Below are 16181 nucleotides of genomic sequence, written 5' to 3'. Positions count from 1 at the left end.
CTTCAAAACTCGAGGAGTGTACTGATGGCCACGCGTTCGGGCAAGCAGACCCGCCCCCGTGCGCCCGATCAGTGCAGCGTGGGCGGACGGAAGAGGGCGTCGACGTCGGCCGCATCGAGGCAGTAGGTGTGGTTCGACAGATCATCGTGCACCACGACCTCGCCGTGCTCGGCGAGCAGGGCGCGGATCTCGTCCTCGCCAAGCGCGCGCAGCATGCTGGCGACCTTCTCGGGATCGGCAGGCCAATCGTGCGTGACCGGTCTGGCATCGAACAGGCGCACGTTCTCCTCGGCGAACAGGCGGCGCAGGATCTCCTGCGCGTCCAGGCCGAGCAGTTCGTCGTCGCGCACGGTTTGGGCGAGCTGCTGTATCCGCGACCAGCCATCGGCATCCCTCGCGTCGGCGCCGGGCAGCTTCTGCACGAAGAGGGCGACCGCGGCGTCTGCGCTGCAGGCCAGCCACAGGCCGGCGGGTTGTTGCTCGGACTGCGCGAGGTAGTGCTCGAAGGTGGCGGCGATGCTCGTGCCCTCGAGCGGGACCAGGCTCTGATAGGGCTGGTCCAGCCCGGGAATGTCGAGCGAGAGCTGCAGCCTGCCATCGCCGACCAGCGCCCCGAGTTCGCCGCCGGCCGCGGCGGCGGCGGGAATGGCGTCGGCCTTGGCGTAGCCGCGCAGGTTGAGCGTCTCGGCGCAGTCGACCACGAGCAGGCTCACCGGACCATGGCCGCTGATCTGGAAGGTCAGGCGCCCGGGCTGCTTCAGGTTGCCGGCAATGACCGCGGACACGGCGCTCATCTCGCCCAGCAGGCGGGCGACGGCGGGGGCGTAGGAACGGCCCTGCTGCATCGCCTGCCAGACATCGGTCAGGCGCACGACGGCGCCGCGGATGTCCAGGTCTTCAAGCAGGAAGCGCTGGACGTAGCTGGGGGGGAGGGAGTCGCTCATGGAGTGGGGTCCGGGTGGAGTGCGGTCCGTGTCGAGTGGGGGCCGGGTGGAGTGGGGGCCGGGTGGAGTGGGCGCCGGGTGGAGTGGGCGCCGGCTGTAAGCGCGGTGCCCACCGGGCGGTCGGGCAGGTGTCAGGCCAGGGTCTTCCGGTCGAGGGCCTCGGGGTCGAAGCCGACGAGGAGCTCGCCGTCCGCGAACTCGATCACCGGGCGACGGATGAGGCTGGGCTGGGCCTGCATCAGCGCGATCGCGGCGGTCGTGTCGGTGATCGCCTGCTGCTCGGGCGAGAGCTTGCGCCAGGTCGTGCCGCGCCGATTCACCAACGCCTCCCAGCCGCCGAGGCGCTCGCACCAGCGCTGCAGGGTCGCCGCGTCGATGCCCGCCTTCTTGTAGTCGTGGAAGAGATAGGCGAGGCCGGCGCCTTCGCACCAGGCGAAGGTCTTCTTCATGGTGTCGCAGTTCTTGATGCCATGGATAACGGGGCGCATCGGGGCAGGACTCCTACTTTGTGCCGCGGGCGCGGGCGAAGGCATCGGCCAGCGCGCCGCCGGCGGCCGGCTGACGGTCGGTCTGCGTGCGACCACCAGCCGGCTTCGGGCGCTGCGCGTCGCGGCCGGCTGGCGCTGGGCGGCGGTTGTCCGGGCGCGCGCCGCCGCGTGCGTCGCGCGCGTCCTGGCGGGCGGGTTCGCCACGGCGGGGTGCGGCCTCGTCGCCGAGGCGCATCGTCAGGGCGATGCGGTGGCGCGCAATGTCGACTTCAAGCACCTTCACCTTCACCACCTGGCCAGCCTTGACCACGCTGTGCGGGTCCTTGACGAAGGTGCTGGACAAGGCCGAGATATGCACGAGGCCGTCCTGATGCACGCCGATGTCGACGAAGGCGCCGAAGTTGGTGACGTTGGTGACGACGCCCTCGAGCAGCATGCCCGGCTGCAGGTCCTTGAGCGTCTCCACCCCTTCGCGAAAGCTGGCGGTGCGAAACTCGGGGCGCGGGTCGCGGCCGGGCTTCTCGAGCTCGGCGAGGATGTCCTGCACGGTGGGCAGGCCGAAGCGCTCGTCGGTGAATTCCGCCGGCTTCAGGCTCTTGAGGAAGCTGCCGTTGCCCATCAGCTCGCGCACGCTCTTGTGCACCCTGGCGAGGATGCGCTCGACCACCGGATAGGCCTCCGGGTGCACCGAGGAGGCGTCGAGCGGATTGTCGCCGCTGGGGATGCGCAGGAAGCCCGCCGCCTGCTCGAAGGTCTTGGGGCCGAGGCGGGGCACGTCCTTGAGCGCGCTGCGGCTGCGGAAGGGGCCCTTGGTGTTGCGGTAGTCGACGATGTTGCCGGCGAGGGTGGCGTTCAGGCCCGAGATGCGCGCCAGCAGCGGCGCCGAGGCGGTGTTCACATCCACCCCGACCGCGTTCACGCAGTCTTCCACCACCGCGTCCAGGCTCTTCGCCAGGCGGCCCTGGTTGACGTCGTGCTGGTACTGGCCGACGCCGATCGACTTGGGGTCGATCTTGACCAGCTCGGCGAGCGGGTCCTGCAGGCGGCGGGCGATCGACACCGCGCCGCGCAGGCTGACGTCGACGTCAGGGAACTCCCTTGCCGCCAGCTCGGACGCCGAATACACCGAGGCGCCGGCCTCCGACACCATGACCTTGGTCAGATGCAGCTCGGGATGGCGCTTGATCAGCTCGGCCACCAGCGCGTCGGTTTCGCGCGAGGCGGTGCCGTTGCCGATCGCGATCAGCTCGGCGTCGTGCTTCTTCGCCAGCGCGGCGATGGTGGCGATCGAGGATTCCCGGTCGCGGCGCGGCTCGAAGGGGTACACGGTGGCGGTGTCGACCAGCTTGCCGGTGGCGTCGACCACCGCCACCTTGACGCCGGTGCGGATGCCCGGATCGAGGCCGATGGTGGCGCGCGTGCCGGCGGGGGCGGCGAGCAAGAGGTCCTTGAGGTTGCGCGCGAAGACACGGATCGCCTCTTCCTCGGCGCGCTCGCGCAGCTCGCCCATCAGCTCGAGCTCGAGGTGGATCGAGATCTTCACGCTCCAGGCCCAGCGGGCGGTCTCGGCCAGCCAGCGGTCGGCCGGGCGGCCCTGGTTGTGGATGCCGAAGCGCACCGCGATGCGGCCCTCGCAGGGGTGAGGAGCGTCCGGGTCGGGGCGCTCGACTTCCAGCGTCAGGCGCAGCACGCCCTCGTTGCGCCCGCGCAGCAGCGCCAGCGCGCGGTGCGAAGGCATGGTGGCGATCGGCTCGGCGAAGTCGAACCAGTCGCGGAACTTGGCGCCTTCGGCCTCCTTGCCCTCGATCACGGCCGAGTGCACCTGGCCGTGTTCGTGCAGGTAGGCACGCAGTTCGCCCAGCAGCGTGGCGTCCTCGGCGAAATGCTCCATCAGGATCTGGCGTGCGCCATCGAGCACCGCCTTGGTGTCGGCAAAGCCCGCGTCGGCATTGAGGTACTTTGCCGCCTCGGTCTCCGGCTCCAGCGTCGGATCGGCGAGCAGCGCCTCGGCCAGCGGGCCGATGCCGGCCTCGCGCGCGATCTGCGCCTTGGTGCGGCGCTTGGGCTTGAAGGGCAGGTAGAGGTCTTCCAGGCGCTGCTTGGTGTCGGCGTGTTCGATCTCGGCGCGCAGCTCGGCGGTCAGCTTGCCCTGTTCGTCGATCGAGGCGAGCACGGTGGCGCGGCGGTCCTCGAGTTCGCGCAGGTAGCCCAGGCGTTCTTCCAGGGTGCGCAACTGGGTGTCGTCCAGCCCGCCGGTGACCTCCTTGCGGTAGCGGGCGATGAAGGGCACGGTGGCGCCGTCATCGAGCAGCTGGACGGCAGCGATGACCTGGCGCGGCGAGACGCCGAGTTCATCGGCGATGCGGTGTTCGATCGGGGGGAGCATGGGCGGGCGAGGGCGTTGGCTGAAACGAAGGGCGGGATGGTGCAGCAAGCGTCCGCAGGGGGCAAGGGCTGCGTCCCGATCGCCAGGTCGGGACGGCGCGCGGGCAGGCTACAGCGCGACCAGGGTCTGGCGACCCCACCAGGTCTCGCCCGCGGCCAGTCGAACCGGCGCGTGCGCCGCCGCGGCCTCGACGCACAGCATGTGGCGAAAGCCGTCGGCAGGCAGATCGGGCAGCGCGGCGCTGCGCTCGAGCCAGGGGTTCCACACCACGACGTCGGTAAAGCCGTCGGCGTTGATGCCCAGGCTGCGGTCGTATTCGCGCAGCAGCAGCGGACGCTTGACGTCGCGATAGATGCGGTCGGTCTCGGCTTCGACCAGCAGCACGTCGCCGCTGTCGCGCTTGACCCGGTCGGCATCGGTCTTGTCGCTGTAGTGATAGCCGTGCAGGCCTTCGAGGCGCGACTCCTCGACCTCGCGCACGGCAAGGTAGCTGTGCAGCGCAGCGGTGAATTCCAGTGCGGCGCTGCCGGTGTTCTCGACCTCCAGCTCGAGCTCGAGGCGGCTGTCCTCGATCAGGATGCTGAGCTCGGCATGGAAGGCGTGGGGCCACCGCGTGCGCGTGGCGTCCGAGTCGGCAAGGCCGAGCGTGACCAGGGCGTACTCCTTGCTGCTGCGCTCGGTCTCCACCGTCCACGTCGCCGTGCGCGCAAAGCCGTGCTTGGGCAGGCTGCCCTGATCGGCGAACTGCGGAAAGCACACCGGCACCCCGCCACGAATCGGCGCGCTCGCGTCCAGCACCGCTGTGGGGCTCAGGTAGAGTCGCTCACCGCCGCCCGGCGGCGTCCACGACAGCACCTGGGCGCCGAACAGGCTCACCACCGCCTGCGCACCCGTCGCCGTCTGCAGCCGCAGGGCGGGCAGGCCGTGAAAGTCGATGCGCTCGATCGCGGAGGTCATCGCCTCAGTCCTGCAGCGGCAGCACGCCGAGCTTCACCGAGCTGTCTTCCGGGTCGTTGCTGAGCACGAAGCCGAGGCGCTGCACGAACTTGAGCATGCGCTCGTTGTTGGCGAGGAAGACGCCATTCATGTAGCCGATGCCGCGGCTGCGCGCGGTCTCGATCAGTACGCCCATCAGCTTGCGCGCCAGGCCGCGGTGCTGCCAGTCGTCGGCCACCACCACGGCAAACTCGCAGGACTCACCGTCCGGGTTCACCGCGTAGCGGCACACGCCGATCTCCTGCTCGACGCCGTCGACGTCGAGCGTGGCGACGAAGGCCATCTCGCGGTCGTAGTCGATCTGGGTCAGGCGCGCGACCATCGCCGGCGGCAGCTCGCGCATCGTGTTCATGAAGCGGTAGTACTTGGTCTCGGCCGACAGCCTGCGCACGAAGTCGATCTCGAGCTCGGCGTCCTCGGGCTTGATCGGGCGGATGGTGACGACGGTGCCGTCGGGCACGACCCAGGTGCTGATCAGGTGCGAGGGGTAGGGGTGGATCGCCATGTGGTCATAGCGATCGGCCGTCGGCGAGACGTTGTCGACGATGATGCTGGCGTCGACCGCGACCGCGCCGTGCTCATCGACGATCAGCGGGTTGATCTCCATCTCGGTGATCCACGGCAGCTCGCACACCATTTCCGACACGCGCAGCAGGATGAGCTCGAGCGCGTTCATGTCCACCGCGGGCATGTTGCGGAACTCGCCCAGGCGCGAGGCGATGCGCGTCGAACGGATCATGTCGCGCACCAGGAAGCTGTTGAGCGGCGGCAGCGCCACGGCGATGTCGCGGTTGGCCTCGACCAGGTTGCCGCCCTCGCCGAAGGTGATCGCGGGGCCGAACACCGGGTCGCGCTTGACGCCGACGACCAGCTCGCGGCCATTTCGCTTCTGGATCATCGGCTCGATGGCGATGCCGTTGATCGAGGCGTCGGGCTTGACCCGCTTCACCTCGTCGAGGATCTCCTGGTAGGTCGAGCGCACCGCGGCCAGGCTGCGGATGTTCAGGCGCACGCCGCCGACGTCCGACTTGTGGGCGATGCTGGGCGAGTCGATCTTCATCACGATCGGCAGGCCGATCTCGGCCGCCAGCACCATCGCCTCGGCGGCCGAGCGTGCCACCACCGTCTGCGCGATGGGAATGCGGAAGGCTGCCAGGAGCGCCTTCGATTCCATCTCGTTGAGCTTCTTGCGCCGCTCGGACAAGGCCATCTCGATCACCAGGCGCGCGCTTTCGATCGACGGCGCGGGCAGGTGCGACAGCGAGGACGGCGTCTGCATCAGCAGCTTCTGGTTCTGGTAGTAGGCCGAGATGTGGCTGAAGAGCTCGACCGCGGGCTCGGGCGTACGGAAATGCGGGATGCCGGCGACGCTGAACTTGCGCCGTGCCTCGCCGACCAGTTCCTCGCCCATCCAGCAGGTCACGACCGGCTTGTCGGCGGTCTTCTCGAGCTCGATCACCGCCTCGGCGACGCCGGTCGGGTTGCTCATCGCCTGCGGCGTCAGCATCACCAACACGCCATCGACATTGGGGCCTTCGAGCACGGCCTTCAAGGCCTTGCCGTAGCGCTCGGGGTCGGCGTCGCCGAGGATATCGACCGGGTTGCCGCGCGACCAGCCGGCAGGCAGCGCGGCGTTGAGCTTCTCCATCGTGCCTTCGGAGAACTCGGACAGGGGAATGCCGATGTCCGAGGCGCGGTCGGCCGCCATCACGCCCGGCCCGCCGCCGTTGGTGATGATCGCCAGGCGGTTGCCGCGCGGGCGGAAATGCGAGAACAGCGCATTGGCCGCGGCGAACAGCTGGCCCATGTTGTAGAGGCGGATCACGCCGGCACGACGCAGCGCGGCGTCGAAGATGGCGTCGTCGCCCATCGGCGCGCTGGTGTGCGACAGGATGGCGCGCGAGGCCTCGGGATGGCGACCGGCCTTGATCAGCAGCACCGGCTTGACGCGCGCCGCGCCGCGCAGCGCGCTCATGAAGCGGCGGGCGTCGCGGATGCCCTCGACGTAGAGGAAGATGCTCTCGGTGCGCGGGTCCGAGATCATGTATTCGAGCACTTCGCCAAAGTCGATGTCCGACGACGAACCCAGCGACACCACGGCCGAGAAGCCGACGTTGTTCGGCTTGGCCCAGTCGAGGATGGCCGCGCACAGCGCGCCCGACTGTGAGATCAGGCCGATGCTGCCCTTGAGCGCGGTGGCGTGGGCGAAGGTGGCGTTGACGCCGAGCTGCGGGCGCATGACGCCGAGGCAGTTCGGGCCGAGCAGACGGATCTTGTGGCGGTGGGCAGCGTCGATCACCTGGCGCTCGAGCAGCGCGCCGCGCGGGCCGGCCTCGGAGAAACCGGCCGACAGCAGGATGGCGGCCTTGACGCCGGCGCGACCGCAACTCTCGACGATCGCCGGTGCCTTCTCGGCACGCACCGCGATCACGACCAGGTCGAGGCGCTGCGGCACCTCTTCCACCGACTTGTAGCAGGTGATGCCGTGCACCTGGTCGTGCTTGGGGTTGATCGCGAACAGCTTGCCCTTGTAGCCCGCGTCGAGCATGTTGCGCAACAGCACGTTGCCGAGCGACGCCTCGCGCTCGCTGGCGCCGATGATGCCGACCGAGCGCGGCTCGATCAGCGGTGACAGATAGTGCTTCTCTTTCATGATTGAGACCCGCAAGTGGGTTGAATTCGGATGCGCGAGGGACAGGGCGCGGCGGCGCGCGTCAGCCTGTGGCTTTGCTCGATTATACTGCGGTGCACAATACCGCCTCCGGCACGCTGTTGCATTTTGCGCACTATGTCATGCTTGCGCAGCATCTTAGACAGGTTCCACTCAATGGCCGAGGGTGAAATGAAAGCGCGCGCCTTCGCCCGGGCGGGCGTCGACCCAGATGCGCCCCTCGTGGCGGGTGACGATGCGCTTGACCGTCGCCAGCCCGATCCCCGTCCCCGGGTAATCCTCGCTGGCATGAAGGCGGGTGAAGGGCTCGAACAGGCGTTCCGCGTAGCGCATGTCGAACCCTGCGCCGTTGTCTTCGACGCAGAACACGGTGCGGCTGCCCTCGCGTTCGGCGCGGAAGGCGATGCGCGGCGCGGCCGCCGCGGCACAGAACTTCCAGGCATTGCGCAGCAGGTTGTCGAGCAGCACGTGCATCAAGGCAGGATCGGCATTGACGCTGAGCCCACGGGTGATCACGACTTCGACGCTGCGCGTCGGGTCCTCGGCGTGCAGATCGCGGATCACCGATTCGGCCAGTTGCGACAGGTCCACCGTCTCGCGCTGCAGCGCCTGGCGGGTGAGGGTGGCGAGGCCGATCAGTGCGTCGATGAGGATGGCCATGCGCTCGGCCGCCTTGCGGATGCGGCCGAGGTGCTCGCGCTGGCGGTCGTCGAGCAGCGCGCCGGTCTCGTCGGCCAGAATGCGCGAGAAGCCGTCGATCGCGCGCAAGGGCGCACGCAGGTCGTGCGACACGGAATAGGAAAAGGCTTCGAGTTCGCGGTTGGCCGCTTCCAGCTCGGCCGTGCGTGCGCGCACCCGCGCCTCGAGCTCCTGGTTGAGGTTGCGCAGCGTCAGCTCGGCGATCTTGCGTGAAGAGATGTCGTCGATGGTGCCGGCGATCCAGGCTGGTGCGGTGTCCGTCGCGCTCACCAGGCGGCCGCTTACGCCGACCCAGCGGATCTCGCCGCCCAGGGTCCGCAGGCGCAGCTCGTCCGCCCACTCGCGCTGCGCCCCGGCGAGCAGCTGATCGAAGGCGGCTTGGGCGCGGGCGCGATCGTCCGGGTGCAGGAAGTCGGTCAGCGGACGGTTCAGGCTCTGCGCGACGTTGAAGCCCGACAGCACATGCCAGTAGTCGTTGAGAAAGCTCAGGTGACCGTCGTCGCCGGTGCGGAACAGCACCTCCTGGACCGAGTGCAGCATCTCGAGGCAAAACGGGTCACCCTGCGCTGCAAGCAGACGTGTGGTCGCGGAGGGCGCGGCCGGCGATGGGCGCTCGGTGGACTCCCTCGGGTTCGAATCGCTGGATGGCGGTCGAGCGGTCACGGTGGCAATGACGTGTTGGGCGGGAGGTGTTCGCCGGCCGGGCCGGACGAAACGACCTCCTGTATAGCACAGTTCGCGCGCCGCGGTCCGCAAGCTGCGTGCGCCCGCATAGAATCGGCAGCCACGGCGATCGACGACTGACACGGTGCTGCATTCCTCCGTGCCGCAGGGCGTACCGCCTTGTCTTCGTCGCCTGCTGCCCTTGCGTCCCATCCATTCTGCCGAGCCTTCGCCCCATGACTCTTACCCCGCATGCCCCCCTCCCCGCAGCCTCGAACTGGGTGCTGCGCTTTGCCTCGCTCATTGCCGCTGGCGGGTCGGTGCTCGACTACGCCTGCGGCAGCGGTCGCCATGCGCGCTGGCTGGCGGCGCAGGGCTGGCGCGTCGAGGCGGTCGACCGCGACCCCGCGGCCTTGCAGGCGCTGCAGGGTGTCGCCGGCGTGAGCACGCTGGCCCTTGATCTCGAAGACGAGCACTGGCCCCTGGGCGGTCGCAGCTACGATGGCCTGGTGGTGACCAACTACCTCTATCGGCCGCGCTTCGACGACATGCTGGCGCTGCTCGCGCCGGGCGGCGTGCTGATCTACGAGACCTTCATGACCGGCAACGAGCGCTTCGGCAAGCCGTCGCGCCCGGACTTCCTGCTGCAGCCCAACGAGCTGCTCGAGCGGCTGCGCGGCGACTGGACCCTGATCGCCTTCGAGCAGGGCGAAGTGCAGGGCGCCCGCCCCGCCGTGCTGCAGCGTGTGTGCGCGGTAAAGGGGCAGGCCGCCCCGCGCCTGCCCGCGCCACGCCAGCCCTGAGGCCGAGCGGATCAGCCGAGGGCGATGATGCGCCGCGCCAGCTCGCGCACGCCGTTGGGGCCGAGATCGTCCGTGTGCAGGCGCGGGGCCTTGGCGTAGCCGGCGTAGTTGCCGTCCTGCGAGCGGCGATAGAGTGGGTCGTAGTGCAGGTCGATGAGCTCGCCGAACAGCGCCGGCAGGGCGCCGGCGGCGGCGAGCGCGTGCCAGCGCGCCAGGGTCTCCTTGCTCTGCAGCTCCCGCAGTCGCAGCAGGTTGCGCTGCAAGCCGGCGACGTCGTCGCCCAGATAGGCGTAGTCGCGAATCAGGAACTCGAGGCGGGCCTCGCGCGTGGCGTCGATCATCACGCAGGGTGCGGCGCGCATGCGCATGATCAGCGGTTCGGGCACGAAGACCAGGCCGATCTTGCGGCTTTCGGCCTCGACGTACACCGGGCGCGTCGGGTCGAGCGCCTCGAGTCGTGCGTTCAGCATTGTCTCGAAGTGCTTCTGCGCGGGTTGGGGGCGGTCGGGCAGGGCGCCGAGCACCGAGCCCTTGTGGGCGGCGAGCGCTTCCAGGTCGAGCGTCTGTGCGCCCAGCTCGGCGAGCGCCTCGAGCACGCGCGTCTTGGCGCTGCCGGTCGGGCCGCACACCACGCGCAGGTCCAGCGTCGGCGTGATGTGCTCGATGCGGGCGATGACGTGGTGGCGGAAAGCCTTGTAGCCGCCTTCGAGCTGGCAGGCATCCCAGCCCACCATGCGCAGCCAGGTGGTGAACGAGCCGCTGCGCTGGCCGCCGCGCCAGCAATAGATCAGCGGCCGCCAGGTCCGCGGTTTGTCGCGCAGGGCGGTGCCCAGATGGTGGGCGATGTTGGCCGCGACCATCGCAGCGCCGATCCGCCGCGCGTCGAAGGCGGATTGCTGCTTGTAGATCGTGCCGACGATGACGCGCTGGGCGTTGTCGAGCACCGGCAGGTTGATCGCGCCCGGCAGGTGGTCCTCGGCGAACTCCGCTGGCGTGCGCGCATCGATGATCTCGTCAAACCCGGACAGCTGTGCTACGGTCGCGACGCCTTTCTGCATGGTCAATGCGGCCTCATCCGACGCCTGCGCCGGCCTGCCGCCACTCCTTACACAAGATGAATGAAATCAAACTGACCCAATTCTCCCACGGCGGCGGATGCGGCTGCAAAATCGCGCCCGGCGTGCTGTCCGAACTGCTTGCCGCGATGCCCGCCGGCCTGGTCCCGGCCGACCTGCTGGTCGGCACCGACACGGCCGACGACGCGGCCGTCTACCGCCTCAACGACCGCCAGGCGATCGTCGCCACCACCGATTTCTTCACCCCCATCGTCGATGACCCGCGTGACTTTGGCCGCATCGCGGCGACCAATGCGTTGTCCGACGTCTATGCCATGGGCGCCACGCCGCTGTTCGCCCTTGCGGTGGTCGGCATGCCGCTCGACAAGCTGCCGCGCGAGGTGATCGGCGAGATCCTGCAGGGCGGCGCCGAAGTCTGCCGCGAGGCGGGCATCCCGATTGCGGGCGGGCATTCGATCGACGTGCTCGAGCCGATCTACGGCCTGGTCGGCGTGGGCGTGGTCGACCCGGCGCGGGTGCGCACCAATGCCGGCGCGCAGGCCGGCGACGTGCTGATCCTGTCGAAGCCGCTCGGCATCGGCATCCTGTCGGCAGGGCTGAAGAAGGGCCTGCTGTCGGACGATGGCTATGCGCAGATGCTGCGCTGGACGACGACGCTCAACCGCGCCGGGGCGCGCCTGGCCGACATCGACGGGGTGCACGCGGTGACCGACGTCACCGGCTTTGGCCTCGCCGGCCACCTGCTCGAGATGTGCCGCGGCGCGAAGCTGGGCGCCACGCTGGACTTCGACACCCTGCCGGTGATCACCGAGGCGCTGGCCCTGGTGCGCGACGGCACCGCCACCGGGGCATCGGCGCGCAACTGGGCGAGCTACGGCGACAGCATCGCGCTTGCGGACGGGGCGCCGGAGTGGCAACGCAAGCTGCTGACCGATCCGCAGACCTCGGGCGGGCTGCTGATCGCCTGCGCGCCGGAGGCGGTGGAGGCCGTTCAGGCCGCCATTCGTGCCGAGCAGGGCGAGGCCGGCAGCGTGGTCGGGACGATGGTGGCGGGGCCGGCGCGGGTGCAGGTCGCTTGAGCGCCCCGCGCCCTGAGCCGCGCACGGTCCATCGCTGTTACTCCTTGCGGGCCTGCGCGCGCTGCGTCTGAGTCAACAGCGGCGCCAGACCCTTCCACACCGTGTCCAGCACCAGGGGCTGTGCCTCGGCGCTGGGGTGGATGCCGTCGGGCAGGAACAGCTCGGGTTGGTCGGCGAAGCCCTCCAGCAGGAAGGGCACCAGCGCTACCCCCGTGTCCTCGGCGAGGTCCGCGAAGGTCTGGGCAAAGCGACGCGTATAGGCCGCGCCGTAGTTCGGCGGCATCTGCATGCCGACCAGCAGCACGCGGGCGCCCGCGGCCTGGGCCTCGGTGATCATCGCCTTCAGGTTGTCGGCCATCAGCTGCGGACGCAGGCCGCGCAGGCCGTCGTTGGCGCCGAGCTCGAGGATCAGGATGTCGGGCCGGTGGCGCTCGAGCGCGGCGGGCAGGCGGGTGCGCCCACCGGACGAGGTTTCACCCGACACGCTGCCGTTGATGACCTCGTGCTGGAACCCTTTGTGCTGCAGGCGCGTCTGCAACAGGGTGGGCCAGTCCTCGCCGGGCTTGAGGCCGTAGCCGGCCGACAGGCTGTCGCCCCAGACCAGGATGGTCGACGCGGCGTGTGCCATGCCGGCGAACAACAACATGACGAAGAAGGTAGCGATGGATCGTAGCGGCATAGAGATCTCCAGTCCGGTCATCGAGGTCGATGGCCTGTCCAAACAGGTGCGGCTGGCCGACGGCCAGGGCGATCTGCACATTCTGCAGGACGTGAGTTTTGCGGTGGGGGCGGGGGAGTCGGTGGCCATCGTCGGCGCATCCGGCTCGGGAAAATCGACGCTGCTGGGATTGCTCGCCGGGCTGGATGTTCCCGCGCGCGGCACGGTGCGGCTGCAGGGCACCGATCTGTTTGCCCTCGACGAGGACGCGCGCGCGGCACTGCGCGGCGAGTCGATCGGCTTTGTGTTCCAGTCCTTCCAGTTGCTGCCGGCGCTCACCGCACTCGAGAACGTGATGCTGCCGCTGGAGCTGGCCGGCGTGGCCGACGAAAAGGCGGTGGCGACGCAGTGGCTGCAGCGCGTCGGACTGGGCAGCCGGCTGCGCCACTACCCCAAGCACCTGTCGGGCGGAGAGCAGCAGCGCGTGGCGCTGGCGCGCGCCTTCGCCCCCAATCCGCGCCTGCTGCTGGCGGACGAGCCGACCGGCAACCTGGATGCGGAAACCGGCCAGGCGATCATCGAGCTGATGTTCAGCCTCAACCGCGAGGCCGGCACGACCCTGATCCTGGTCACGCATGACGAATCGCTTGCCCGCCGCTGCGGGCGGGTGCTGCGCATGCAGGCCGGCCGCCTGAGCGAGCCGCTGCGGGCCTGAGCACGCCGGCCCTCAGGCCGACGCGGGACCGAAGATGTCGAGGATACCGTCCAGGCCGCAGTGATCGAGGCAGCAGTGCGCCACGTCGCGCAGCACCGGCTTGGCATGAAAGGCGACGCCGAACCCGGCGGCACGCAGCATCGGGATGTCGTTGGCACCGTCGCCAGCGGCGATGACCTGCTCCGCCTTGAGGCCGAGCTCGTCGCGTGCGCGCTCAAGGTGCGCCGCCTTGCCCTCGCCGTCGACGATGTCGCCGATCACCTTGCCGGTGAGCTTGCCGTCGACCACTTCCAGCTCGTTGGCCCAGGCGTAGTCGAAGCCCAGGCGAGTCTTCAGCCGCTCAGTGAAATAGGTGAAGCCGCCCGACACCAGCATGCTGCGGATGCCGGCGCGCTGCAGGCCCTGCAGCAGGCGCTCGGCGCCGGGGTTCAGTTGCAGGCGGTGATCGAAGACCTCGGCCAGCGCGCTCTCGTCCAGGCCGGCGAGCAGGGCGACGCGACGCGTCAGCGATTCGCGGAAATCGATCTCGCCCTGCATCGCCGCCTCGGTAATCGCCGCCACCTCGCGCTTGAGGCCCTGCATGTCGGCGATCTCGTCGATGCACTCGATGTTGATCAGGGTCGAGTCCATGTCGGTGACGAACAGGCCGAAGTCCGTCAGCTTGCGCCCTTCGGGCAGCCACACATGGTCGAGCCCGCCGGCATTGCAGGTGGCGACCAGGGCCTCGTGCGGCTTGGCGCCCACGAGCCGGAACGAGCGCGGCGTGATCTGCTCGATCTCGCGCGCCTCGGTGAGCTTGGCGACGTTCTTGAGCGCGATGCTGTCGACGTCGCTGGCCAGCACGACCAGGTTCATGCGCGCCGCTCCGCCCGCGGCAGTACCTCACGCAGCAGCGCCGCGGACTTGCGGATCATGTCCTCGGTGGTGTCCCAGCCGACGCAGGCGTCGGTGACCGAGCAGCCGTACTTGAGCTGCGACAGATCGTCCGGAATCGGCTGGTTGCCGGCTTCGATGTTGCTTTCGATCATCAGGCCGACGATCGACTGGTTGCCTTCGCGGATCTGGTGCATCACGTCCTTCATGACCAGCGGCTGGTACTCGGGCTTCTTCCACGAGTTGGCGTGCGAGCAGTCGACCACGACGTTGTTGGGCAGCTTGGCCTTGGTCAGTGCCTGTTCGGCCAGCGAGACCGACACGGTGTCGTAGTTGGGACGACCGCCGCCGCCGCGCAGCACGACATGGCCGTAGCGGTTGCCACGGGTACGCGTGATCGCCGACTGGCCCTGGCTGTTGATGCCGAGGAAGCTGTGCGGGCTGGCCGCCGAGATGATGGCGTTGATCGCCACCTCGAGGTCGCCGTCAGTGGCGTTCTTGAAGCCGACCGGCGTGGACAGGCCCGAGGCCATCTCGCGGTGGGTCTGCGACTCGGAGGTGCGCGCGCCGATCGCGGTCCAGGAAATGAGGTCGCCGTAATACTGCGGCGCGATCGGGTCGAGCGCCTCGGTGGCGGTGGGCAGGCCGATCTCGCACACGTCGAGCAGGAACTTGCGCGCGCGCTCCATGCCGACGTCGATGCGGAAGGAATCGTCCATGAACGGGTCGTTGATGAAACCCTTCCAGCCGGTCGAGGTGCGCGGCTTCTCGAAATAGACGCGCATCACCAGCAGCATCGTGTCGGAGACCTCGTCGGCCAGCGCCTTCAGGCGGCGCGCATAGTCCAGCCCGGCCACCGGATCGTGGATCGAGCACGGCCCGACCACCACGAACACGCGCGGGTCCTTGCGGTCGAGGATGTTCATGACCGCCTTGCGGCCCGCGACCACCGAAGCCGCCGCGCGCTCGGTCAGCGGCACGCGCGCCTTGATCTCCTCGGGCGAGGGCATGTGGTCGAAGGCGAGGACGTTGAGGTTTTCGGTCTGGGTGAGCGGCATTGCTGGGGGCTCCGGTTGCGGCCTGGGAAGCTCGCAATTGTAACGCCCACGCTCGGCGCTGTCGTGGCGGATTTGGTGGCGGCCGCACAGGGCAGGGCGGCTAGACGGCGCTCGGCGGTGGGTCCGCCGTTTCGATACCGATCGCGCGGATCGCAAGGGCGAAGGGGCCCGCCTGCCGGTCCGCAATCAGCAGGCCGGCCTGCCGCACGCGGGCGGGATCGAGTGCCGGCGCGTCGGCCATCACGCGGCCGCGCCAGGTCGGCAGGAAGTCGGCGCAGGCCAGCCGGCAGACCGTCCACCGCTCGGCAGGTGGATGAAATCGGCACTGGTAGTTGACGCCATCGAAGCCGTCGTCGGTGCGTAGATTGAGCTTGTAGGCCTTGCCGTCCCCGCAGACCTCGAGCAAGTAGGCGAGCACGTGATCCCTGCCCAGCGTGTCGGGCGCGCGACGCACTGAGGCAAAGCCCCCGTTGTTCTCGAAAGAGACGCAGCCCGAAAAGAGGGCATGGCCTGTCGGGTCGAAGGCCAGCCGACTGCGGGACTTGCCGCCCATCACCACATCATCGACGGGCGTCCAGTGGACGAGCTCGGCGGGGTCGGAGAAGTCGATGAGCGTGATCATGGGGCGTAGTCCTGATGGCGGGGGAGCGGCCGGTGGCAGCGGAGGTGTCGAGTCGACATACTCACGCGGGGCGATCGGCGCCACATGGCTTCAGGCTACGCCTACACGGTGCTGTGCGACATGAGGCAGGCGCTTGGAGGCGGCTTGCTGATCGTCAAGCGGTCGGTCACTTCTGCGAGTTGGCCGTCGTGACCTCGGCCGAAGCGGTCGTTCGGCCCCCTCAGGCCGAATGGCTGCAATCAGCTATGCTGCCGTCGTTTAGCCCCCAGCAGGCCTGAACGGCAGGTTTCGCTCTTGCGGAACTACGGTAGCACCCGACGCCATTCGAGCTATGAAGCGGAGGCGGAGCCGGCATTCGACAATGCCCGTGGTGCCTAGTGTAGTGCTGCATTTTGTTTGGAACTTAAGCGGCTGTTTGCGCGGATGACCTTCTGCAGGATGTCGCGAGCG

14 protein-coding genes are annotated in these 16181 nt (G+C 69.0%); 3 read left to right on the top strand and 11 right to left on the bottom strand.

What is annotated here, in order from left to right; all coding sequences use genetic code 11:
- Window positions 1-68 precede the first annotated feature (68 nt).
- From ACMV5O_RS08830 to ACMV5O_RS08805, 6 genes are all read right to left on the bottom strand, one after another.
- A complete protein-coding gene (locus tag ACMV5O_RS08830) occupies window positions 69-944 on the bottom strand; it encodes an Hsp33 family molecular chaperone HslO (protein ID WP_416163114.1) in 876 nt (291 codons plus the stop codon).
- Window positions 945-1075: 131 nt separating this feature from the next.
- Complete coding sequence (locus ACMV5O_RS08825; protein WP_416163113.1) at window positions 1076-1432, bottom strand: ArsC family reductase; 357 nt, start codon at window positions 1430-1432, stop codon at window positions 1076-1078.
- Window positions 1433-1445: 13 nt separating this feature from the next.
- Window positions 1446-3818, bottom strand: coding sequence for a Tex family protein (locus ACMV5O_RS08820; RefSeq protein WP_416163112.1), 2373 nt, complete (start codon window positions 3816-3818; stop codon window positions 1446-1448).
- A gap of 108 nt (window positions 3819-3926) precedes the next feature.
- Window positions 3927-4775, bottom strand: a complete 849-nt coding sequence (locus ACMV5O_RS08815) for a D-hexose-6-phosphate mutarotase (protein WP_416163111.1) — start codon at window positions 4773-4775, stop codon at window positions 3927-3929.
- A 4-nt stretch (window positions 4776-4779) separates the two neighbouring features.
- Window positions 4780-7467, bottom strand: a complete 2688-nt coding sequence (locus ACMV5O_RS08810; protein WP_416163110.1) for a GNAT family N-acetyltransferase — start codon at window positions 7465-7467, stop codon at window positions 4780-4782.
- A gap of 171 nt (window positions 7468-7638) precedes the next feature.
- Window positions 7639-8724 carry a sensor histidine kinase gene (locus tag ACMV5O_RS08805; RefSeq protein ID WP_416163109.1) on the bottom strand — a complete coding sequence of 362 codons (1086 nt, stop codon included), beginning with the start codon at window positions 8722-8724 and terminating at the stop codon, window positions 7639-7641.
- A 359-nt stretch (window positions 8725-9083) separates the two neighbouring features.
- Here ACMV5O_RS08805 and ACMV5O_RS08800 point away from each other — a divergent pair, with 359 nt between their 5' ends.
- Entirely contained in the window at window positions 9084-9650 is a 567-nt protein-coding gene (locus ACMV5O_RS08800; protein WP_416163108.1) for a class I SAM-dependent methyltransferase, read from the top strand.
- Between the two features lie 11 nt (window positions 9651-9661).
- Here ACMV5O_RS08800 and mnmH read toward each other — a convergent pair whose 3' ends face one another.
- Window positions 9662-10708: a tRNA 2-selenouridine(34) synthase MnmH gene (mnmH, locus tag ACMV5O_RS08795; RefSeq protein WP_416163107.1), complete on the bottom strand. Its 1047-nt coding sequence runs from the start codon at window positions 10706-10708 to the stop codon at window positions 9662-9664.
- A 56-nt stretch (window positions 10709-10764) separates the two neighbouring features.
- Between mnmH and selD the strand changes: the two genes are divergently transcribed.
- Window positions 10765-11805 carry a selenide, water dikinase SelD gene (selD, locus tag ACMV5O_RS08790; RefSeq protein ID WP_416163106.1) on the top strand — a complete coding sequence of 347 codons (1041 nt, stop codon included), beginning with the start codon at window positions 10765-10767 and terminating at the stop codon, window positions 11803-11805.
- Between the two features lie 37 nt (window positions 11806-11842).
- Here selD and ACMV5O_RS08785 read toward each other — a convergent pair whose 3' ends face one another.
- Window positions 11843-12484 carry an arylesterase gene (locus ACMV5O_RS08785; RefSeq protein ID WP_416163105.1) on the bottom strand — a complete coding sequence of 214 codons (642 nt, stop codon included), beginning with the start codon at window positions 12482-12484 and terminating at the stop codon, window positions 11843-11845.
- Here ACMV5O_RS08785 and ACMV5O_RS08780 point away from each other — a divergent pair.
- Complete coding sequence (locus ACMV5O_RS08780) at window positions 12468-13178, top strand: ABC transporter ATP-binding protein (RefSeq protein WP_324538241.1); 711 nt, start codon at window positions 12468-12470, stop codon at window positions 13176-13178. The two genes, ACMV5O_RS08785 and ACMV5O_RS08780, sit on opposite strands and share 17 nt — an antisense overlap.
- 12 nt (window positions 13179-13190) lie before the next feature.
- On the opposite strand, the gene serB is transcribed toward ACMV5O_RS08780, so the two are convergent.
- The 3 genes from serB to ACMV5O_RS08765 all read right to left on the bottom strand — a co-directional run bounded on the left by serB (window position 13191) and on the right by ACMV5O_RS08765 (window position 15731).
- The gene (gene serB, locus ACMV5O_RS08775) at window positions 13191-14033 is read right to left on the bottom strand and encodes a phosphoserine phosphatase SerB (RefSeq protein ID WP_416163104.1); all 843 of its coding nucleotides are present in this window, start codon (window positions 14031-14033) and stop codon (window positions 13191-13193) included.
- Complete coding sequence (locus tag ACMV5O_RS08770; protein ID WP_416163103.1) at window positions 14030-15109, bottom strand: 3-deoxy-7-phosphoheptulonate synthase; 1080 nt, start codon at window positions 15107-15109, stop codon at window positions 14030-14032. Before ACMV5O_RS08770 ends, serB begins: the two co-directional genes overlap by 4 nt.
- A 100-nt stretch (window positions 15110-15209) precedes the next feature.
- Window positions 15210-15731 carry a CIA30 family protein gene (locus ACMV5O_RS08765; protein WP_416163102.1) on the bottom strand — a complete coding sequence of 174 codons (522 nt, stop codon included), beginning with the start codon at window positions 15729-15731 and terminating at the stop codon, window positions 15210-15212.
- Between the last annotated feature and the right edge of the window lie 450 nt (window positions 15732-16181).

Origin of the sequence: Thauera sp. WH-1 (genome assembly GCF_047806685.1) — a bacterium.
Lineage (GTDB): Bacteria > Pseudomonadota > Gammaproteobacteria > Burkholderiales > Rhodocyclaceae > Thauera.
The sequence above is the reverse complement of the archived record's forward strand: the minus strand, read 5'-3'. Positions and strand labels throughout refer to the sequence as shown.